This window comes from Alistipes onderdonkii, assembly GCF_025145285.1.
Classification (GTDB): domain Bacteria; phylum Bacteroidota; class Bacteroidia; order Bacteroidales; family Rikenellaceae; genus Alistipes; species Alistipes onderdonkii.
The window spans coordinates 3247869-3269091 of sequence record NZ_CP102251.1 but is presented as its reverse complement, the minus strand read 5'-3'; the positions used below and the strand labels follow the sequence as shown (position 1 = coordinate 3269091).

Sequence of the window (21223 nt, the reverse complement as noted above, 5' to 3'; positions counted from 1 at the left end):
ATTTTTGAGGGGCGATACGACCCGAAGGGTGGAGATCGTGCCGCAAAAATTTGACGCCGGAACGTGTCCGGCGCTATCTTGCCCCGAGGCCGGCGTTCACAAAGGGATTTTTAATTATTATTCGCGCTGTCTCAAAACAAAAAGAGACTGCTGCGGATGCAGTCAGTCCCTTTCAGCACGAACGGATCAGCGCACCTCGAACTGCGGTATCCGGGAGAGGGTCTTCCGCAACTTCCGGCGGTAGAAGTGTTCCGTAAGCGCGATCAGCTCGTAGGCATCGTAGAACATCTGTCCGTTGACGGCACGGGCGCGGATCATCCGCTTTTTACGGCATTGTTCGAGTTGGTGGCAATCCATACCCAGCACCTCGCAGACCTTGCGGGCCGAGAGGAACATCGGGCGGTCACTGTGGCTCAACAGGTGTTCGAAGAGCAGCGTGGATTGTGTCAGCATGAAATGCGTGCGGAGCAGTTTCTCGAAATACATGGACTCCACCAGATAATAAGATCTTTCTGTTGTTTCAGACATAGTATTATGTGTTAAAGATTATGGATAGCTTTTCTCAAAGACTTTTTCTGCTTATGTTCCATTTCAACACGCTCTATGAAGCGGTTGATTTCAGCCGTCGAAAACATTAGACGACGACCGAAATGGAAACCGACAAGCTGACCCGAAGTGCGATAACGGCGCAGTTGACGATCGCTCATCTTCAAAAGGTCGCATACTTCGTCGACTTCCAGAATAGGCATCCCGCAAAGCATATTACGGTGGCGTTTCATAAAGGAGACATCCTCGCGGATCTCTCGGACGATTTCCAAAATCTCATCGAGTCGTTCCATAATCGGGTTGCAGTAGGTTTTCGCCGCAAAGATGCAATGACCGAATGATGAGTTTATACAAGTATGTAAATACATAATATATTTATATACTTTATCGCAAAGTGTCTACACGGAGAATTTCGTTGCCAGTTTCTCCCGGAGCATGGTAACCTCACGGTCGATCATCGGCGGGGTGACTTTCGCATAGATTTGAGTGGTGGTGATATTTTTATGTCCCAGCATCTTCGAAAGCGTCTCCAGACTCACGCCGTTCGACAGGCAGATCGTCGTGGCGTACGTGTGCCTTGCCAGATGGAACGAGAGTTGTTTGTCGATGCCGCACTTCCGGGCGATGTTTTTCAGGCTGTCGTCGATCGAATCGAGTGTAGACATGGCAAAAACACGTCCGTCGCCGGTCAGGCCCCGGTACTTGTTCAGGATGAACAACGCATACGGCAGAAGTTTGACAACGTATCTGGTTTCGGTCTTCTGGCGGTTCCCGCTGATCCACCACTCGCCCTGCGCATCCTGCTCTATCCGGTCATAGGTCAGCGAGGCCATATCCGCATAGCAGATGCCCGTGAAGCAGGAGAACAGGAACATATCGCGGTTATAGTCCTGACGCTTATACCGCAGCTCGGTAGTCATCATACGCCGGAGTTCATCTTCCGTTAAAAAACTACGTTCCGGATTCGGAGCCGTATATTGATAGAGGGAAAAGGGGTTGCGAGGCATCCAGCCGTTGTTGAACGCGATTTTGACAACGTATTTCAGGCATTTGAGATAACCGCTGACGGTCGTAGGCTTGAGCCCCAGATCGGATTTAAGGTAGACGTGGTATTGCTCGATGAACGACTGTTCCAATTCTGCCAAGGGCATATCGCTCACGTTATACTCCTTACGCATGAAAGTCCGCAGATGGTCGATGGATTTATAGTAGCGGTTCCATGTACCGTGGCAGCGGTCGATGCCGACACGTTTCTTGAGGTCGCCGGTGAATTTCTCGAACGCTTCGAGAAGCAGCCGGTATTTCTCGCCGAAGCCGAGATAGGCATTCTTGACCTTTTCGGCCGTAACGTATGACTCCCGGTCACAAATTGCTTGATAGTGTTTGCCGATCTGGGTGCGGATGTTGTCCAGATGACGGTTGATGCGATCCGCTTCGAGACTACGGCCTTTGGCGCGGCCACCGCTGACCTCCCAAAGCGTTTCCGGGACGGAGAGCTTCGCGCTGAACTGCGCGATGCTGCCGTTGACCGTGATGCGACCCATGACAGGGACGACTTTCTGATCTTTGTCTTTGTTCCTTTTAAGGTAGAACAGAACCTTGAACGTGCTACGCATAAACTCTGCTTTTTAGGGTTGCAAAAATAATTTCAGCAGAGTCGTATGTCAAGATGAATAGAGATGCAAGAAACTGAAAATCACGTTTCTATGAATAATAGAGCAAAAGAAACGAGGTAACGATTTGGAAACCGAAACCTCGTTTAACATTACCTTATTCTACTTTTTTTCTAAAACAAAGGTACTGAAGAAAAGTGTATAATTATTTGATTATCTTTTGCTTTACACTTTTTTATACCTCTGTTTTTTATCCCCGGAAATTCGACAAGGTTTCGGCCTTTTCGAACATATAGCGGGGCACATCGCACCCCTCCTGGTGATAGATTACTCGCCCAGCGCGAAACGCTTGTAAGCGACAACCGTAGCCTCCTTGTCAGCCTTGTGGATGAACTCGGCGATCGTCTCCTTCTCGCCTACCACCGGCTGGTTCAGCAGCGTGTTCTCCTCGAAGAACTTGCGCATCTTACCCTCGGCGATCTTCTCGAGGATAGCCTCGGGCTTGTTGGCGTTCTTGGGATCCTGCTTCATGGCCTCGACGGCGATCTTACGCTCGTGCTCCACGATCTCCGCGGGGCAGTCGGCCTCCGAAATCGAAACCGGAGCCATCGCCGTAGCCTGCATGGCAACGGTGTGGGCGACCTCGGCGGGAACCTCCTTGTTGAAACCGAGGATCGTGCCGAGCTTCTTGTTGAAGTGCACGTAAGCGGCGCAATAGGGAGCCTCGATGCGGGCATAGTATGCCAGTTCGATCTTCTCGCCCGTCTGTCCCGATTTCTCGGTCACCATCTCCTCGACGGTGTGGCCTTCGTCATTCTTCGAGGCCATCAGGGCGTCGCGGTCTGCGGCGTCGTTCTTTACGGCAACCTCCAGCATCGCGTTGGCCGATGCGGTATATTCTGCATTCTGAGCCACGAAATCGGTCTCGCAGGCCAGGCAGAGAAGGTAAGCCTTCTGGCCTACGATCTTCGTAACGACGACACCCTCGGTAGCGGTGCGGTCGGCGCGCTTGGCAACGACGAGCTTGCCTTTCTCGCGGATAATGTCCTGAGCACGTGCAAAGTCACCTTCGGCCTCGATCAGGGCATTCTTGCAGTCCATCATACCGGCACCGGTCATCTTGCGGAGCTTCATTACATCAGCAGCTTTGATTTCCATAATAATTTTCCTTTCTTTTTATTGTTAATTGATTTCCCCAAAAGGCGATTACTCGGCCTTGGCCTCGGCTACCGCTTCCGCAGCTGCCTCTTCGGCTACTGCTTCAACGGCTGCTGCTTCGGCTACAGCTTCAACTGCTGCTTCGGCTGCGGGCTCCTCGAACGGAGTCTCCACAGCTGCGACAACCTCGGCTACGGCGGCCTGCTCGGCATCGATGGCCGCCTTCACGGCCTTCTTGATGCGGGGCTTGCCCTCCTTCTTCACGGGAGCGTCGGCACCTGCCTCGGCCTCCTGGGCTTCCTTCTCCTTTTCGAGCTTACGCTCCTCGGTACCCTCGGCGATTGCGGCGCACATGGCTTCGAGCACCACGGCAATCGACTTGGTAGCATCGTCATTTGCAGGTATAACGTAATCAATGTCGGTCGGATCACAACAAGTATCTACCATTGCAAATACGGGGATGCTCAGGCGTTTTGCCTCCCTTACGGCGTTGGCCTCCTTCTGCACGTCGACGACGAACAGGGCGGCCGGCAGGCGCGTCAGGTCGGCGATCGAGCCGAGGTTCTTCTCGAGCTTCGCGCGCTGGCGGGAAATCTGGAGCTTCTCACGCTTGGAGAAGTTATCGAACGTGCCGTCGCTATTCATCTTGTCGATGGTAGCCATTTTCTTGACGGCTTTACGTATGGTGGGGAAGTTTGTCAGCATACCGCCTGCCCAACGCTCTGTGACGTAAGGCATACCGACGGCTGCCACCTTTTCGGCAACAATATCCTTGGCTTGTTTCTTCGTGGCTACGAACAGCACGCGGCGGCCGCTCTTGGCGATCTGCTTGATGGCTGCGGCAGCCTCATCGATCTTGAGCACGGTCTTGTGCAGGTCGATGATGTGGATGCCGTTCTTCTCCATGAAGATGTAAGGAGCCATTTTGGGATTCCATTTGCGCTTCAGGTGACCGAAGTGCACACCGGCTTCCAATAATGTATTAAAATCTGTACGTGACATTTTAATTCAATCGTGTTTGTTAATTTTAATTCTCTTTTCTTCAACCCGACGGGTAGCGGCCTGGCCGATCCCACGGGTTTTCCGCGGCGGGGCAACCTGAAAGTAATACGCGTATAGATAATATAGGTAGTCTTTCCGGTTTGTGACCCGCACCGTGCTTGCCGAAATTCGGTCGTACGATTAACGCTTGCTGAACTGGAACTTGCGGCGTGCTCCGGGCTGACCGGGCTTCTTACGCTCAACCTCGCGGGGATCGCGCGTGAGGAACCCGGCTTTTTTGAGTGCCGGACGCATCTCAGCGTCGATTTCGCACAATGCGCGTGCGATGCCCAAGCGAGCGGCCGAAGCCTGTCCCGTAACACCACCGCCATCGAGGTTGATGACGATGTCGTAATTCTCCACCGTGTTGGTAGCCAGCAGCGGCTGCTTCACCTGGTACTGGAGAATTTCGAGCGGGAAGTAAACTTCAAGCGCCTTGCGGTTGATTGTAATCTGACCCTTACCCGGCTTCACGTATACGCGAGCCACAGCGGCCTTACGACGACCTACGGTGTTTACAACTTCCATAACTCTTACTTAATCTCGTTTAACTTAATGGTCTTCGGGTTCTGCGCTGCGTGCGGATGCTCCGTACCGGCATATACCTTCAGGTTTCTGAGCAGCGCGGCGCCCAGACGGGTGCGGGGCAGCATGCCCTTGACTGCTTTTTCGACGATGAACGTCGGTTTCTTGGCCAGATAGTCGGCAGGCGTAGCGAAACGCTGGCCGCCGGGGTATCCGGTGTGACGCGTGTAGACCTTGTCGGTCATTTTTTTGCCCGTGAGCTTCACCTTGTCCGCATTGATGACGATGACGTAGTCACCGCAATCCACGTGGGGCGTGTAGCTGGGCTTGTTCTTGCCTCGGAGGATCTTCGCGATCTGCGATGCAAGACGTCCCAATACCTCATCCGCAGCGTCGATGACGACCCATTCCTTGGTCACCGTCGAAGCATTGGCCGAGATAGTCTTGTAGCTTAATGAATCCACTGTGTTTTACGTTTAATTTAACTTGTTTGTAATCCGTTCCCCGCACTTTACGGGTGCGCAAAGGTACTAAAAAGTTTTCGTTCTGCAAAATAATACGGATTAAAAACGAGAATAGTCGTCAACGCCGACCCGGACTTCCCGTCCCGGGACGGACGGACGCACCGGCTGCCCGGCAGGCCGGGTTCTGTCCAGCCGGAAAATCAACGGAAGCGTGTACCTCACCCGCACCGGTTCGCCGTTCCCGAGCCGTCCGGGTTCCCAGTTGGGCGACAGGGTGAGCACCCGCCCCACTTCCCGGATCAGGGCCAGATTCTTCCCCTGCTCCACGACGATGTCGGACAGCGTCCCGTCCTTTTCGACAATGAATGTCACCACGATGTCGTCTTCGACTTCATCCTCGAGCGCCTCCCGGGGATATTTCAGGTTCGCCATCACCCATTTGCGGAAACTTTGCAGATCCCCGCCCTGAAATAGCGGCATCTGTTCCAGTTCCCCGGCTACATCCTCCTCCAACGGAATTCCATCCGACAGCCCCGCCGCGAGCGAATCCGCGGCCGTAGGCACCGCCAACTGGATATTGACGGGCAGTACCAGTTTAGTGCGCACCGCAACGTCCCCCAGGCGTCCGGGAGTCCACCGCGGTGCGGAGGCGAGCACACGCAGGACTTCGGCCGAGCAGCGTTCGTCCGTCGAACTGACCACTTCCGGCTCCTCGACCGCCCCTTGCCTGCCAACGACGAACGACACGACCAGGCGCGCCTCGACCCCCTCGCGGAACATCTCCCCGCCGAAACAAAGATGCCGGAACACCCAGTCCCGGAAAGCGAGCACGTCGCCCCCCTGGAACCGGGGAGGCTCGTCCACGCGCAGGTAAACAGTCCGGTCGGAAGCGGCGGTATCCGGCCTTACCACGACGGAAGAATCCGGCAGGATGGCCGGATGTGCCGCAGCGCTGCCCGCAAAGTACGGGAGCGCAGCAAGGAGAAAAAAGAATCGGGTCATTTTCAAATGGATTCGGGTAGACGATCCCTGCAAACATACGATTTTATATCCGGAATTACAAATCGAACGGGCAGGCGGGAAACAGGCCGCAGGTCAGCGACCGCTACGGGAACGTCCGCGGGCATGGCGGCCGACCTCGTAGCGTCCCGCCGAATCCGTCACGAGCCGGTGCACGCCGGGGTTGTCGGGCAGGTAGCGCACCACGACCGAATCGCCGATGCGGGCCGTATGGAGGTTCTCTTTCTTGCGCACCTTGCCGGTGTACGCCTGTCCGCCGACCTCATAGCGGTAATCGAAACAGCAGACCGCATGTTTCTCACGGTAACGGCGACCGTGCGGCCTGTACCCGACGAATCCGACCCGCGATGAGCAGCCTGTCAGCACGGCCTTCGTCTCGGCGCCTTCCGCCTGCAACCTTCCGCAGATATGCCCCGACCGGAGGATGGCCGCCCCGAGCAGGGCAGCCGGCACGCAGAGAAACGCAACGATCCATTTACCACGGCTCATAATTCAGGAATCAGTCCGGACGAAAATACGAAAAACGCGGAACGGATGCCGTACGACGACGGCAGAGCCGGATTATGGCGGTTCGGGGTCATCGTTGCGGTTCGGGGCAGAAGATATATTCCGGGCTCCACTCCGCCGGAGGCACGACGGCAGGCCAGCGGTGCGAAGTGTCGGGCTTCAGCAGGAAGTCGATCGGAAGGAGATATTTCACGGGCACTTTCGCGCTGTTCGCAATGCCGCCTCCCATCCGGGCAGGCGCCCAGCGGGGCGAACTGCGCACGACGCGCACGGCCTCGCGAACCAGCGCCGGCGATTCCGAAATACCTATCGGCCCCGCCTTCCGCTCCGGCAGCAGCTCCTTGTACCGTTCATCCGTCCCCGGGGACTCCTTGCCGCACTCCTCATCACCACGGGCTGCCGCACTCAACGGCCCCACCTGCGTAACGTTCCCGAGCGTGTCGATGACGAAGCTAACGAGGATACGCCCCTGCTCGCCCCGGTCGAATGCCTCGCGGGGATAGCGGACATTCCGGTACACCCAGGCACGGAACTCCGTGAGGTCTCCGCCCATAAAGGTCGGATATTGTTCTAAGCCCGTGTGAAAGACGCACTCCCCGGCTTCGGGATCCTGCGCCGCAACCCCCTGCGACACACACAGGGCAAGCAACCATACACAGCATTTTTTCATAGTCAACGTTTTTTCACCGGATACAAGCGGATCGGAGTTTTCATAAAGGTACAAAAAAAAATCGCACTGTTGTCCAATAAAACGCATCCGGCAACAAAAAAAACGGCATGAAGAGGGAGAGCGTGACGGAAGCCGGAGACCCCGGCGAGGGAGTCCCTACGGGGGCGGAAGAGCGGCGCCGAGTGCCTGCAAAAACCCGGCACGACCACTCACAAAAAAGGCGGGCTCCGGTTTTCGGAGCCCGCCCCTATCGCGGACGACACTTCTGCCGCCCGGCGTAGTATTATCCGAGGAACGACAGCAGGATACCCGCAGCGACGGCCGAACCGACCACGCCGGCCACGTTGGGCCCCATGGCGTGCATCAGCAGGTAGTTCGAAGGATTCTCCTTCTGGCCTTCGGTCTGCGATACGCGGGCAGCCATCGGGACTGCCGAAACGCCTGCCGAACCGATCAGCGGGTTGATCTTGTTCCCGTCCTTGCTGAAGACGTTCATCAGTTTGGCCAGCAGCACGCCTCCGGCGGTTCCCATGGCAAACGCGATGACACCCAGCACGAGGATCCCCAGCGTACGGAAGTTCAGGAACGCCTCGGCCGTAGCCGTAGCGCCGACCGTGAGGCCGAGGAAGATCACCACGATGTTCATCAGTTCGTTCTGCACCGTCTTGCTCAGGCGATCCACCACGCCGCACTCCTTCATCAGGTTACCCAGCATGAGGCACCCGACCAACGGGGCCGCACTGGGCAGCAGCAGCGAGATGATCACGGCGATGATCAGCGGGAAGAGGATACGCTCCAGCTTCGAAACCGGGCGCAGCGTACGCATCTTGATGCCACGCTCCTTCTTGCTGGTCAGCGCGCGCATGATAGGCGGCTGGATCACCGGCACGAGCGCCATGTAGGAGTAGGCCGCCACAGCGATCGGGCCCAGCAGTTCGGGGGCCAGCATCGAGGTGAGGTAGATGGCCGTCGGGCCGTCCGCACCGCCGATGATACCGATGGAACCGGCCTGCGCGGGCGTGAAGCCCAGGGCGTAGGCGCCGAGGAACGTCACGAAGATACCGATCTGCGCGGCGGCGCCGAGCAGGAAGCTCTTCGGGTTGGCGATCAGCGGGCCGAAATCGGTCATCGCCCCCACGCCGACGAAGATCAGGCAGGGATAGATACCCAGTTTCACACCCAGGTAGAGGTAGTCGAGCAGTCCGGCATTCGCCACGAAAATATCCCAGTGGACATGTCCGTCGGCGAAAAGCTCGGTATGGTAGAGGTTCGCACCGGGCAGGTTGGTGAGCAGCATGCCGAAGGCGATGGTGAACAGCAACAGCGGTTCGAACTTGTGCCTGATAGCCAGGTAGAGCAGGAAGAATGCCACGCAGATCATGGCGACGCTCCCCCATCCCATCTCGGTGAAGAAACCCGCGATGCCCGTCGAACCGGCGAAATTACGCAGGCTGTCCCATACGAAGTCAGCGTTCGAGGTTAGCATTGTCAGCATAGGGCTATTCGATAACGATCAGGTTATCGCCTTCCATAACCGTAGCGCCCTGCTGGATGCAGACCTCCTTGACTACACCGGCACGGTCGGCGTCGATATTGTTCTCCATCTTCATGGCTTCGAGCACGACGAGCGTCTGGCCCGAGGCCACCTTGTCGCCGACCTGCACCTTGACCGAGAGCACGGTGCCGGGCAGCGGGCATTTCACGGCGTAACCCGACGAGGGTGCCGAAGGGGCGATGCGGGGCGAAGGCGAGGCCGTCGCGGGGGTAATCATCGCACTGTTGGCGTTCTTGGGAGCGGGCATCACCTGGGGCCGCGATGCGGCAGAGGTCTTGGCGCCTTCGATCTCGACTTCGTAGGCCGTACCGTTGACGACGACGTGCGCCACCGTCGAGGCGTCGTTCACCTCGTCGATCTGCACGGTATAATTCTGTCCGTTGATTTTCAGTGAGTAATCTTTCATTGTTATTTAAGTTCTATTTCCTTTCGGGAAGCGGGGTTAAACCGTGAATTTTCGAATTCCAGGGCGAATAGGCACGCTTGATGCTCAGGATGGTCAGCACTTCGGACTCCCTGTCGTGCAGGGCGCTCCGGTAGAGCTTCAGGGCCGTGGCGATGGCCGCGATCTCCTCGTCGTGGATCTGCCCCGGAACTACCGCGGACTTATTGGCAGCGGCAGTCGCAGCGGCCTGGCGGCGCGTGAAGACATAGCCGAAGAGCTTCATCACCCACACCAGCAGAACCAGCACGAGGAACACGAGGCAGATACTGATGAGTGCCACCCACAGCATCTCCGACCAGCTCCAGTCTATTACCGATAATATTCTCATACTCATGCGATTCTATTACAACGGAATATTCGAATGCTTCTTCGCGGGGTTCTGCAGGCGCTTGGTTGCCAGCGACTGCAGCGCACGGATAATGCGGAAGCGCGTGTTGCGCGGTTCGATCACGTCGTCGATATAGCCGTAGCGGGCGGCGTTGTAGGGGTTCGAGAACTTGTCGTTGTACTCCTTCTCCTTCTCGGCCACGAACTTGGCTTTCTCTTCGGGCGACTCGATCGCTGCGACCTCCTTGCCGTAGAGCACCTCGACGGCACCGCTGGCGCCCATCACGGCGATCTCGGCCGTCGGCCATGCGTAGTTGATGTCACCGCGGATGTGCTTCGACGACATCACGATATAGGCGCCGCCGTACGCCTTGCGCAGCGTGACGGTGACCTTGGGAACCGTAGCCTCGCAGTATGCGAAGAGCAGTTTCGCGCCATGAGTGATGACGCCGCCGTACTCCTGGGTCGTACCCGGCAGGAAGCCCGGAACGTCCACCAGGGTCACGATCGGAATGTTGAACGCATCGCAGAAGCGGATGAAACGCGCGGCCTTGCGGCTGGCGTTGATGTCGAGCACGCCGGCCATGAACTTGGGCTGGTTGGCGACGATGCCGACCGACTGGCCGTTGAAACGCGCGAAGCAGGTGATGATGTTCTTGGCGTATCCGGGAGCCGACTCCAGGTACTCGCCGTTGTCCACGATCGCGCGGATGACCTCGGCCATGTCGTAGGGTTTGTTGGCGTTGTCGGGGATGATGTCGTTGAGCGAATCCTCCAGGCGCGTGATCGAGTCGTTGCAGACGGCCAGCGGGGCATCCTCCATGTTGTTCTGCGGCATGTAGGAGATGAGCTTGCGGATCAGCTCGATGCCCTCCTCCTCGGTATCGACGGCGAACTGCGCCACGCCCGACTTGGTGGTGTGCATCGTGGCACCGCCCAGCTGCTCCTGCGTCACGTCCTCGCCCGTCACGGTCTTTACGACCTTCGGGCCGGTGAGGAACATGTTCGAGGTCTCCTTCTTCATGATGATGAAGTCGGTCAGGGCGGGCGAATAAACGGCACCGCCGGCGCAGGGGCCGAAGATGGCCGAAATCTGCGGGATGACGCCCGACGACATCACGTTGCGCTGGAAGATGTTGGCATAGCCGGCCAGCGCGTTCACGCCTTCCTGGATACGCGCACCGCCCGAGTCGTTCATGCCGATGCAGGGGGCGCCGTTGCGCAGGGCCATGTCCATGACCTTGCAGATCTTGTCGGACATCGACAGCGACAGCGAACCCGCCGTCACGGTGAAGTCCTGTGCGAAAACATAGACCAGGCGTCCGTTGATCGTACCGTAACCGGTCACTACGCCGTCGCCGAAGGCATGGCTCTTGTCCATCCCGAAGTCATAGCAGCGGTGCGTCACGAACATGTCGAACTCCTCGAAGGAGCCTTCGTCGAGCAGCATCTGGATGCGCTCGCGGGCCGTGTACTTACCCTTGGCATGCTGGGCGTCGATACGCTTCTGACCGCCTCCGAGACGCGCGGTTTCGCGGTTCTCGATCAGCTGGTTGATCTTGTTCTGAATTTCACTCATAAGTATGTAGGTTTGTAATTTTTCCGAACCCCGGAATTTCCCGGCAGGTATCGCCCGCGGCCTACGGCCGCGTTTACAGGTCTGACCCCACCCTAAGTCACTCCCTCGGGAGGGACTTCTGTTCCGCCTTTGGCGGAATTCGGAGATTCCGCAATATTCCTTGTTACACTATTTGTTCTTATTCTCGCAAAGCTCGGTCAGGATGCCTTGGGTCGATTTGGGGTGCAGGAAGGCGATGGTCATTCCCTCGGCGCCCTTGCGCGGGGTCTTGTCGATCAGGCGGATGCCCTTGGCTTCGGCATCGGCGAGCTGCTCCTCGATATTCTCGCAGGCAAGCGCCATGTGATGGATACCGACGCCACGGTTTTCGATGTATTTGGCGATGGTCGACTCCTCCGAAGTGGGTTCCAGCAGTTCGATCTTGGTCTGCCCCAACATGAAAAACGCCGTGCGCACCTTCTGGTCGGCGACCTCTTCGATGGCATAGCATTTCAGGCCCAATACGTTTTCCCAGTAGGGAATTGCTTCATCGAGGCTCTTCACTGCGACGCCAAGATGCTCGATATGAGAAACTTTCATAGCAAATATAAAATTTAAGTTAGTGAATATTTCGCGTCAAATACCAGCTTGTTATTTTGCGAACACAAAGATAGGGTATTAAATTGGAAATACCCAAGAGATTTCTGGTATTTTTTTCCGGATTTATGCTCCTTTCGGGAAGGCCAAGCGCTTCACAGCGAACTGTAAATGTCGATCAGCCGGCGGGCGACGGCGTATTCCGAGAAAAGTTCGGCGCGGCGGCGTTCGCGGGCTTTCATCTCGCGGCGGAAATTCGCGTCCGACAGCACGTTTTCCAGCGCAGCGGCCACCTCCCCCGCCGCCCCAGGGCGGACATAGGCCGCGGCGTCGCCGGCAGCCTCGCGGTTGAGCTGCGTGTCGCTCAGCACCATGGGCACCCCGGCACGCATCGCCTCCACCACGGGCACGATCGACGCCTCGATCCCGGCATCGGGCAGGTAGACGAAGGCATGGGCGAGGCGGAACAGCGCCGGCAGGTCGTCGGGGCTGAGTTCGTAGATGAAATCGACGCGCGAGGCCATATGCCGCCCGCGGGCAAATTCCAGCAGGGAATCCGAATAGGCCGTGCGCCGGCCGCAGACCACGATCCCGACCCGCTCGGCGGAAGATGCGGCAGGACGCACGGCGGTGTCCGCCGGGGCCTCACCGCGCATGCCCGTGGCGATGCCGCCCCGCCCTGCCGCTGCGGCGGCACCCCGCCCCGGATCCCGATCGGCCGCCAGCCCGGGCAGCTCCGGGCCAGCGGCCGCGGCGGCGCGCTGCGCTGCGCGGAGCCCCTCCGCACGGATCGCACGTTCGCGTTCGCCGAGCGAGCCGACCGCCTCGAAGAGCACCTCGTGGTTATGGCGCGGTTCGACAGTGCCGAGCATGAGGATGAACCTGCCGGGCAGCATGTATTTGCGCCGCACCGCCTCGAGCTGCGCACCGCCCGGCGTTTCATGCGGGACGCGCGCGGCGAGGGGCATCACGACCTCGATGCGCCCGGGGTCGATCCGCAACCGCTCCGACAGCTCGGCGCGGGCATCGCGGTTGACCGTAATGAGCAGGCTGGCGGAGCGCAGCGCACGGCGGTAGAGCCGCAGCAGCACCAGCCGCTCGGACAGCGAATAGAGGTGCGGGTAGCGCAGAAAATTGAGGTTATGGACGGTCATCACGCTGGGGATCTTCCGCAGCAGCGGCAGGGGCAGTCCGGGGCGGAAGCCGTGGTAGAGGTCGAACTCCTTATAACGCGCCCCGTCAACGATATACTCGTGCTCGGGGGCATATTCGGCCAAAAGTTCGGCAAGGTGCCGGGAGTAAGTCCCGGCAGGTGCAGCCGGGGTGTCTTCGAATCCGATTTTCATAACTCTGCGTAAAATTTTTCGTCTATATGGCAAATAATTGTTATCTTCGCTGAAAATAAGGCTGCCTTTTTATGAAGAAAGTTTTGCTCACTTTACTCCTGGCCCTGGCACTCCCCGTTGCGGCGGCCGAGGCGCAAAACATCGCCCTCGGCGAACGCGTACCCGAGGTGAAGGTTCCGGCATGGCTCCGGGGCGGGAAACCCGCCGCCACCCCCGGCCTGACGTACGTCGAGTTTTTCCACTCGTCGAACCCGGCCTGCACCGCGTCGCTCGAACAGCTCCGGGCGATAACCGACAAATTAGGCGCCAAACTCCACGTCGTGGTCGTCACGCGGGAAAACGAGGAGAAAATCGCCCCCCTGCTTTCGCCGTTCCTCTCGCGGCACATCTCCGTCGCGCTGGACACCGGGGGCAGGATATTCTCGGCGTTCAACGTGCAGTACGTCCCGTTCGGGGTGCTGGTCGACAGCCGGAACCGGGCGCTGTGGATGGGCAACTCACTGCAGCTGACACCCGAAATCATCGAAAAATCAAGTAAATAGCACCATGTCCTTCACGAAGATAAACCATTACGAAAAAGAGTACGCAGATACCCATCACGACACGGCGCTCAACGTCACGGAAGGCGTTGAAGACCAACCTATCGTAAGCCCTTACTTCACGCGCCGCAAGAAACGGCGGCTTTCGACCGACGAATACGTCGAAGGCATCCTCGCGGGCAACATCACCACCCTGTCGCAGGCCATCACGCTCGTCGAAAGCAACAACCCCGCCCATTACGCGCAGGCGCAGCAGATCATCGAACGCTGCCTGCCGCACGCCGGGAAATCGGTGCGCATTGGCATCACGGGCGTTCCCGGGGCGGGTAAGTCGACCTTCATCGAGGCCATCGGCAACATGGTCACCTCGCTGCGGCACAAACTGGCGGTGCTGGCCATCGACCCCTCGTCGGAACGCAGCGGGGGTTCGATCCTCGGCGACAAAACCCGCATGGAGAGCATTTCGGGCAACCCCGACGTCTTCATCCGCCCCTCCCCTTCGGCCGGATCGCTGGGCGGCGTGGCTCGCAAGACGCGCGAGACGATCATCCTGTGCGAAGCCGCGGGCTTCGACGTGGTATTCATCGAGACGGTGGGCGTCGGGCAGTCCGAGACGGCCGTGCACTCGATGGTCGACATGTTCATGCTGTTGCAGATTTCGGGTGCCGGCGACGAGTTGCAGGGCATCAAGCGCGGCATCATGGAAATGGCCGACATCATGGTCATCACCAAGGCCGACGGCGAGAACATCCACAAGGCCGAACTGGCCAAGACCCAGTTCCAGGGGGCATTAAGGCTGTTCCCCGTCCCGGAATCGGGCTGGCGGCCCAATGTATACACCTGCTCGGCCGTGGCCGCGACGGGGCTCGAAGAGGTCTGGAAAGGCGTCGAGGAGTTCCTCGACCACATCCAGGCCAACGGCTATTTCCGCCACAACCGCAACCGCCAGAACAAATACTGGATGTACGAGTCGATCAACGAAGTGCTGCGCAACTCGTTCTACCACGACCCGGCGGTCGAAGCGCGCATCGCGGAGTACGAAAAGCGCGTGCTGGAGGACAAAATATCGTCGTTCATCGCCGCCAAGGAGCTGCTGGACATCTATTTCAAGGATTTGAAATAAACGGCGTCCCATCTCATACGCCCCCGTTTCAGCACTTTTCGGCCGGCTGCCCTTCCCCAAAACGAAAACCGCCTTCGGGAGAGATCCGAAGGCGGTTTTCTTTCACTGCGCCAATCCTGCAATCCTCGGGCCGCGAATCGCCGAAGCGGAACCCGCCGGCAGAAACTACCGGGGCGAAATCCGGGAGCAAAATACCGGCACGAAAAGCAGGGACAAAAACCGGGAGCAAAACGCCGGAGCGAAATGCAGGGACAAAATCCGGGAGCAAAATACCGGCACGAAAAGCAGGGACAAAAACCGGGAGCAAAACGCCGGAGCGAAATGCAGGGACAAAATCCGGGAGCAAAACGCCGAAGCAATAAGCGGGCGGGAAATGCGGGCGAATAAGCCGACGCGAAATGCAGGCGTCCCTACCCCGCCGCATACTTTTCCCGCAACAGCTCCGCCAGGCCGGGCATGCCTTCGGCGGCACGTTTGCGGATCAGGGTCAGCGGATTGCGGATGCCCGCCGTATCGGGATTACCGGGATCGACGACATAAATCGGGATTTCGGGGCGCACGCAGCGCACCAGTGACGCGGCGGGATAGACCGCCAGCGAAGTCCCCACGACCACCATGATATCCGCCGTCTGCGCAATCTGCGCGGCACGTTCGAACATCGGCACCGCCTCGCCGAAAAAGACGATGTGCGGACGCAGCAGCGCCCCGTCGGGCGCCGTGGCGTCGAGCTTCTGCTCCCAGCCCTCGATCGGGACGACCAGATCGGGATTGCGCGACGAGCGCAGGCAGGTCAGTTCGCCGTGCAGGTGGGTCACTTTCGACGAGCCGGCACGCTCGTGCAGGTCGTCTACGTTCTGCGTCAAGACCTCGACCTCGAAATCCCGTTCCAGCCCCGCGATGGCCTCGTGCCCGGCATTGGGCTGCGCGGCGAGCATCTCGCGGCGGCGCGTGTTGTAAAACCCGATGACCGTGGCACGGTTATGCGCCAACGCCTCGGGCGTGCAGACATCCTCGATCCGGTAGGAAGCCCATAACCCGTCGGAATCGCGGAAGGTCGCCAGACCGCTGTCGGCGCTTACCCCCGCACCCGTAAAAACGACGATTTTTTTCATAAACTATAACTTTAGATAACCTAATCTATGCCCAACGGCAGCAAGCAGTATCAACAGACTGAATCCGACTGCCTTCGTAACTCCGACGGCGACGCCTTCGGTCGAAATATCGTATGCCAGCATCGCCGCCAGCACGAAAAAAGCGATCCCCAGCGCAACTTTCGCCAGCAGGGACTTTCGCCCGGCGGGTTCGGTGCGATCCACGGGTTCGGTGCGATCCGCAGGTACAGTATGATCCGCAGGTACAGTATGATCCGGGAGCACCGCGCGATCCTCAGGCACAATGCGATCCGGGCGCCCGTTGCGGGTACGGAATCCCGTATTCCCGGCAGCCCTGCGGGATTCGGCCCGGCCGCCGGCACACCGCCCTTTGGGCGTCCATGCCGTGAGCAGTGCGGGCAGGCCGAACAGCAGGGAACTCACTGCCGCATGCAACGGCGACTGCCCGACCCACAGCAGGTTGAGCGGGAACATCACCAGCGCAACCGCAAGCACCGAAACAACCGCAAAAATCCATTTCCGATTCATAGCAACCTCCTTTTATTACATATTCGCCTGCATCCGGCGGGATGCCGTGAGTTTGCGGCGCTTCATGCGCAATTGCCAAAGCCGCAGTCCGGCATCGGAGCGCAGGCGCCGCCAGCGCCACAGGCTGTAAAGGCAAGCGGCAAACGACACGGCACCAAGCCCGAGCAACATGCAGGCCGTCGTCCGGTCGTCCGGAGCCTCCGCAAAGACGACCGACGGCATAATGACGCCCATGACAAGCGACAGGCACAACAGCATCAGCCACGCATCGCGCCACCGCTGCCGGGGACGCTTGCGCCGGTAATCCGCATATACATCGCAGATTCCCAACAATATACTCGCCGCCAGCAGCACCCCGCAAACCCACAGGGGCAGCACGTCGGAGCGCAGCAGCAGAAAAAAGAGCAGCAACCCGGCTGCCGCCCGCAAAGCGGCCCGGATCCGCACCCCCTTCGGGTTGCGGACGTTGCGGGGCCTTTTTATAAACATCGGATTCGACATAACACCGGCTTTTATTGATCCTACCATTTACTGCGTCTCGAATCAAGCCATACGGGAACAACGACGGCCGCAACCGCCATCGCCTTGAGCAGCATCCCCCCGAACCCGCGGGCCAGCGAACATTCGCCGCCCAGCATATCCGAAATCTGGGACGAGCAAACCAGGGCGAACGCCCCCAGCAGCAATACGAAACAGAGAACCCTGCCCCGCCACGCCGCACAGGATCCCACGTTACCGACGGCCTCCCCGTCCTGCCCGCCGTCGTCATCGGACGGTTCGGGCCCGACGGCGGCCCATACGCCCAAAGCCCAGCAAAAAGCAATCACCAGTGCACAGACAGCCCCCTTCCAAAGCGCCTCGGCAGTCGGGAGACCTTCACCGAAACGGCGCAGCAGGAAAATTACGACGAAGGCGACAACGGCTGCCACGGGCAGGCCGAGCCACATGCGGCTGTGCAGAAACATCCGCCAGCGTCCGGCATCGAGCAGGCCGGAAAAATAGCATCTCCACATCCTGAACATCGGATTTATTTTTTTATATCGGCTTTATTTTTTTGCGGGTCGTCGGACTGCATACGGGCGTGCGGAGGCAGCGGGCCGGCCTCCCCGGCTGCCGCTGCGGCAACGGGAGGGACGGCATCCTGCAGCGGCGGCGTGCCTTCACCGGACGCAACGTCAGCAGGAGGAGCGGCGGCAGCCGCGGGAGAAACGGCCGCCGGAGCCGGCGGGAAGTCCCTGCCCGACGAAGCAACGCCCGTATCCGCGGCCGGCAGGGTCGCCCCGGCGGCCGCACGCGGCTTCTTCAGGCGGCCGCTGCGGCGCAGGGCATCGGCGATGATCCACTGGAGCTGGCCGTTGATCGAGCGGAACTCGTCGGCAGCCCATAGCTCCAGTGCGTCCATCGTCGCGGCGTCGATACGCAGTACGAAACTCTTGTTATTATTCTCTTTAGCCATCCCCAGTTAAATCAATGGTGCAGGGTTCCGGCATTCACCACGGGCTGCGCGGCTTCGTCGGCACAGAGCACTACGAGCAAATTCGACACCATGGCCGCCTTGCGCTCTTCGTCCAGTTCGACGATATGCTCGTTGCCGAGGCGGTCGAGCGCCATGTGAACCATCGATACAGCGCCCTCGACGATCTTCTCGCGGGCGGAGATGATGGCATCGGCCTGCTGGCGGCGCAGCATCACGGCGGCGATTTCGGGCGCATAGGCCAGGTAGTTGATGCGGGCCTCGACCACCTCGATGCCGGCCATCGCCAGACGTTCGTTGAGCGTGTGTTCGAGCTGGTCGTTGATCTGCTCGCTGTTCGAGCGGAGCGTCAGCTCATCGTCCGCAACACCATTGTTATCATAGGAATAGCAACCGGCCACCTGGCGCAATGCGGCGTCGCTCTGCACGCCCACGAAGTTCTCGAGGATGTTCATGCGCGCCGTGGCCGAAACGCCGGTCTGCCCGGCCGTAGTCGGGGCGTCGATCTCGAAAACGGCCTTATAAATATCGTCGCGCTTGATCTTCCAGACCAGTACCAGCCCGATAAGGATCGGGTTGCCCGTCTTGTCGTTGACCTTGATCGGATCGACGTTAAGGTTGCGGGCGCGGATCGAGATCTGCTTGGCCGACATGAAGGGGTTGACCCACCAGTAACCCGTTTCGTAGAAGGTACCTTTGTATTTACCGAAAAAGACCATCACGCGCGCCTCGTTGGGTTCGAGCAGCATGAATCCCGCCATGCAGATCAGCATGCAAAGGCTCCAGACGACGCCCGCCGCCACCAGTCCGCCGCCGAGCGCCAGCCCGGCGTCGATGCGCTGCGCGCCTGCGACGATCGCGTAAACCCCCAGGGCCAACCCGCCGAGGATCAGCACCAATGCCAGGAAACCATTGCATTTCCAGCCTTTGTAAACGAAATTTCCATTTTCCATACCCGTGTAGTTTTTGAATGATATTATTTTGATATCACAAATATATCGAACATTTTTGGATTTGCAAATTTTCCGGGCATTTTTTTCATAACGGACTGCGACCGAAGCAGAAGAGGCCCCGCAGCCCGGTTTAGGCCGAAAAAAACCGCTCCGTGGCACAGTTCATGCAAGGTTGGAGGGCGTAAACCAAAACAAAATTTACATCATGAATCAGCAAAGACACACCAACGAAGACACGCTGACCGACATTTTCGGTTCGGAGGAAATGCGCAGTCCGGCACCCACGGAATTCATCCCCAAGGGCAAGACGGCTCCCGAGATCGCTTACCAGTTAGTCAAGGACGAGACCTATCCGCAGACACAACCGCGGCTGAACCTCGCCACGTTCGTAACGACCTACATGGACGATTACGCCACGCGGCTGATGAACGAGGCCATCAACATCAACTACATCGACGAAACGGAGTACCCGCGTGTCGCGGTGATGTGCGGCCGCTGCCTGAACATCGTCGCCAACATGTGGAACACCCCCGAGAAGGCCGAATGGAAGACCGGTGCGCTGGGCATCGGTTCGTCGGAGGCATGTATGCTGGGCGGCGTGGCCGCATGGCTCCGCTGGCGCCAGCGCCGCAAGGCCGCAGGCAAGCCCTTCGACAAACCGAACCTGGTGATGAGCGCCGGGTTCCAGGTCGTATGGGAGAAGTTCTGCCAGCTGTGGCAGATCGAAATGCGCACCGTGCCCCTGACGCTCGACCACATCACGCTCGACCCCAAGCAGGCGTTGGAGATGTGCGACGAAAACACGATCTGCATCGTGCCGATCGCAGGCGTCACGTGGACGGGCCTGGACGACGACATCGAGGGGCTGGACAAGGCGCTCGACGAGTACAACGCCAAGACCGGCTATGAAATCCCGATCCACGTCGACGCAGCGTCGGGCGGTTTCATCCTGCCGTTCCTCAAACCCGAGAAGAAGTGGGACTTCCGCCTCAAGTGGGTATTGTCGATCTCCACGTCGGGCCACAAGTACGGCCTGGTATATCCCGGCCTGGGATGGGTGGTATGGAAGGACAAGAAATACCTGCCCGACGAAATGTCGTTCTCGGTCAACTACCTGGGCGCCAACATCACGCAGGTCGGCCTCAACTTCTCGCGCCCCGCAGCGCAGATACTCGGCCAGTACTACAACTTCATCCGCCTGGGATTCGAGGGATACAAGGAGATCCAGCAGAACTCGATGGACATCGCCAAGTACTGCCACCAGCAGATCGGCACGATGAAATGTTTCAAGAACTATTCGGAGGAGGTCGTCAACCCGCTGTTCATCTGGATGATGGATCCCGTGTACGACAAGAAGGCCAAGTGGACGCTGTTCGACCTGCAGGCCAAACTGCAGCAAAGCGGCTGGATGGTTCCCGCCTATACGATGCCCAAGAACATCGAGGACGTGGTCGTAATGCGCATCGTGGTGCGCCAGGGCATGTCGCGCGACATGGCCGACATGCTGATGGGCGACATCCGCAATGCCATCGCCGAGTTCGAGCAGCTGGAGTACCCCACTACCTCGCGCATCAAGTACGAGAACAAGGAACACCAGAAAGGAAAAGTCTTTACGCACTAATATGCCCCGTCCGGCGGCAGGCGTACCCGGAAAGGGCATGTCGCGCCGCCGGCACCGGACGGCAGAGCGACAGCCGGGAGCGGGCAACTCCCATATCGGACCGTACGTACGGCGTGACGCCGAAGCGTCACAGGTCACCGTCCCGGCGCCCCTGCTTCGGCAGGGGTTTTTACGAGAGGGCTCCGGCCCCCTGGAACGAATGCCGGAAAGCGGGCGCCCTGGCGCCCGCAGCCAAAGCATTTCGCGCCCTGCGGGGCTGCGAAGGGTCGGACAGACGGCTTCCACAATCGTGGGGGCCGTCGTTTTTTTATCGGGATGCGGGCTTTCATGCAGGCCGGGGCGCAGGCCGGGCGGGGAAAACAGAGGGAGAAAGCGGAAGACACAAGGCGGGCGGAGGGACGGGAAAGCGGATGCGGGATTTCACACAGGCCGGGACATAGGCCGGGCGGGGAAAACAGAGAGAGAAAGCGGAAGACACAAGGCGGGTAGGCGGAGGGACGG

General features: G+C 59.0%; 24 protein-coding genes and 1 pseudogene. 3 read left to right on the top strand and 22 right to left on the bottom strand.

The window, feature by feature from the left end:
* Positions 1-186 precede the first annotated feature (186 nt).
* The 16 genes from NQ559_RS13395 to NQ559_RS13320 form a co-directional block, all read right to left on the bottom strand.
* Complete coding sequence (locus NQ559_RS13395) at positions 187-528, bottom strand: hypothetical protein (RefSeq protein WP_051087704.1); 342 nt, start codon at positions 526-528, stop codon at positions 187-189.
* An 11-nt stretch (positions 529-539) separates the two neighbouring features.
* Entirely contained in the window at positions 540-839 is a 300-nt protein-coding gene (locus NQ559_RS13390; protein WP_082426838.1) for a helix-turn-helix domain-containing protein, read from the bottom strand.
* 105 nt (positions 840-944) lie between these two features.
* The gene (locus NQ559_RS13385) at positions 945-2162 is read right to left on the bottom strand and encodes a site-specific integrase (protein WP_018697204.1); all 1218 of its coding nucleotides are present in this window, start codon (positions 2160-2162) and stop codon (positions 945-947) included.
* 324 nt (positions 2163-2486) lie between these two features.
* On the bottom strand, positions 2487-3317 hold the full coding sequence (tsf, locus tag NQ559_RS13380) for a translation elongation factor Ts (protein WP_018697205.1): 831 nt from the start codon (positions 3315-3317) through the stop codon (positions 2487-2489).
* A 48-nt stretch (positions 3318-3365) separates the two neighbouring features.
* Positions 3366-4319, bottom strand: coding sequence for a 30S ribosomal protein S2 (gene rpsB, locus NQ559_RS13375; protein ID WP_026318621.1), 954 nt, complete (start codon positions 4317-4319; stop codon positions 3366-3368).
* A gap of 180 nt (positions 4320-4499) precedes the next feature.
* Positions 4500-4886 carry a 30S ribosomal protein S9 gene (rpsI, locus tag NQ559_RS13370; RefSeq protein ID WP_018697207.1) on the bottom strand — a complete coding sequence of 129 codons (387 nt, stop codon included), beginning with the start codon at positions 4884-4886 and terminating at the stop codon, positions 4500-4502.
* A gap of 5 nt (positions 4887-4891) precedes the next feature.
* Positions 4892-5347: a 50S ribosomal protein L13 gene (rplM, locus tag NQ559_RS13365; RefSeq protein ID WP_018697208.1), complete on the bottom strand. Its 456-nt coding sequence runs from the start codon at positions 5345-5347 to the stop codon at positions 4892-4894.
* A 99-nt stretch (positions 5348-5446) separates the two neighbouring features.
* Entirely contained in the window at positions 5447-6349 is a 903-nt protein-coding gene (locus NQ559_RS13360) for an energy transducer TonB (protein WP_130065875.1), read from the bottom strand.
* A gap of 93 nt (positions 6350-6442) precedes the next feature.
* Complete coding sequence (locus NQ559_RS13355; protein ID WP_051087705.1) at positions 6443-6856, bottom strand: DUF3592 domain-containing protein; 414 nt, start codon at positions 6854-6856, stop codon at positions 6443-6445.
* An 88-nt stretch (positions 6857-6944) separates the two neighbouring features.
* On the bottom strand, positions 6945-7544 hold the full coding sequence (locus NQ559_RS13350) for an energy transducer TonB (RefSeq protein WP_018697211.1): 600 nt from the start codon (positions 7542-7544) through the stop codon (positions 6945-6947).
* A gap of 283 nt (positions 7545-7827) precedes the next feature.
* Positions 7828-9039, bottom strand: coding sequence for a sodium ion-translocating decarboxylase subunit beta (locus NQ559_RS13345; RefSeq protein ID WP_087402969.1), 1212 nt, complete (start codon positions 9037-9039; stop codon positions 7828-7830).
* 4 nt (positions 9040-9043) lie between these two features.
* The gene (locus NQ559_RS13340) at positions 9044-9505 is read right to left on the bottom strand and encodes a biotin/lipoyl-containing protein (RefSeq protein ID WP_018697213.1); all 462 of its coding nucleotides are present in this window, start codon (positions 9503-9505) and stop codon (positions 9044-9046) included.
* A 13-nt stretch (positions 9506-9518) separates the two neighbouring features.
* Positions 9519-9872, bottom strand: a complete 354-nt coding sequence (locus tag NQ559_RS13335; RefSeq protein ID WP_229111585.1) for an OadG family transporter subunit — start codon at positions 9870-9872, stop codon at positions 9519-9521.
* Between the two features lie 15 nt (positions 9873-9887).
* On the bottom strand, positions 9888-11450 hold the full coding sequence (locus NQ559_RS13330) for an acyl-CoA carboxylase subunit beta (protein WP_018697215.1): 1563 nt from the start codon (positions 11448-11450) through the stop codon (positions 9888-9890).
* Between the two features lie 168 nt (positions 11451-11618).
* Positions 11619-12029 (bottom strand): methylmalonyl-CoA epimerase, encoded by a 411-nt coding sequence (mce, locus tag NQ559_RS13325; RefSeq protein WP_022332204.1) that lies wholly within the window; start codon positions 12027-12029, stop codon positions 11619-11621.
* 152 nt (positions 12030-12181) lie between these two features.
* The gene (locus tag NQ559_RS13320) at positions 12182-13372 is read right to left on the bottom strand and encodes a glycosyltransferase (RefSeq protein ID WP_018697217.1); all 1191 of its coding nucleotides are present in this window, start codon (positions 13370-13372) and stop codon (positions 12182-12184) included.
* Positions 13373-13443: 71 nt separating this feature from the next.
* On the opposite strand from NQ559_RS13320, the gene NQ559_RS13315 reads away from it, so the two are divergent.
* Entirely contained in the window at positions 13444-13914 is a 471-nt protein-coding gene (locus NQ559_RS13315; protein WP_018697218.1) for a TlpA family protein disulfide reductase, read from the top strand.
* A 4-nt stretch (positions 13915-13918) separates the two neighbouring features.
* Entirely contained in the window at positions 13919-15034 is a 1116-nt protein-coding gene (gene meaB / locus NQ559_RS13310; RefSeq protein WP_018697219.1) for a methylmalonyl Co-A mutase-associated GTPase MeaB, read from the top strand.
* Positions 15035-15444: 410 nt separating this feature from the next.
* Here the strand turns inward: meaB and NQ559_RS13305 are convergent, their stop codons facing one another.
* The 6 genes and pseudogenes from NQ559_RS13305 to NQ559_RS13280 all read right to left on the bottom strand — a co-directional run bounded on the left by NQ559_RS13305 (position 15445) and on the right by NQ559_RS13280 (position 19101).
* A complete protein-coding gene (locus tag NQ559_RS13305) occupies positions 15445-16146 on the bottom strand; it encodes an SIR2 family NAD-dependent protein deacylase (protein WP_018697221.1) in 702 nt (233 codons plus the stop codon).
* A gap of 3 nt (positions 16147-16149) precedes the next feature.
* On the bottom strand, positions 16150-16674 hold the full coding sequence (locus NQ559_RS13300) for a hypothetical protein (protein ID WP_018697222.1): 525 nt from the start codon (positions 16672-16674) through the stop codon (positions 16150-16152).
* 15 nt (positions 16675-16689) lie between these two features.
* A complete protein-coding gene (locus NQ559_RS13295; RefSeq protein ID WP_018697223.1) occupies positions 16690-17175 on the bottom strand; it encodes a hypothetical protein in 486 nt (161 codons plus the stop codon).
* 20 nt (positions 17176-17195) lie between these two features.
* Positions 17196-17687, bottom strand: coding sequence for a hypothetical protein (locus tag NQ559_RS13290; RefSeq protein WP_143257154.1), 492 nt, complete (start codon positions 17685-17687; stop codon positions 17196-17198).
* Positions 17688-17965: 278 nt separating this feature from the next.
* A pseudogene (locus tag NQ559_RS16115) lies at positions 17966-18130 on the bottom strand (type II toxin-antitoxin system antitoxin); the annotation flags it as partial.
* Positions 18131-18141: 11 nt separating this feature from the next.
* Positions 18142-19101 (bottom strand): SPFH domain-containing protein, encoded by a 960-nt coding sequence (locus NQ559_RS13280; protein WP_018697226.1) that lies wholly within the window; start codon positions 19099-19101, stop codon positions 18142-18144.
* Positions 19102-19306: 205 nt separating this feature from the next.
* Here NQ559_RS13280 and gad point away from each other — a divergent pair, with 205 nt between their 5' ends.
* Entirely contained in the window at positions 19307-20722 is a 1416-nt protein-coding gene (gad, locus tag NQ559_RS13275; RefSeq protein WP_026318623.1) for a glutamate decarboxylase, read from the top strand.
* Positions 20723-21223 lie beyond the last annotated feature (501 nt).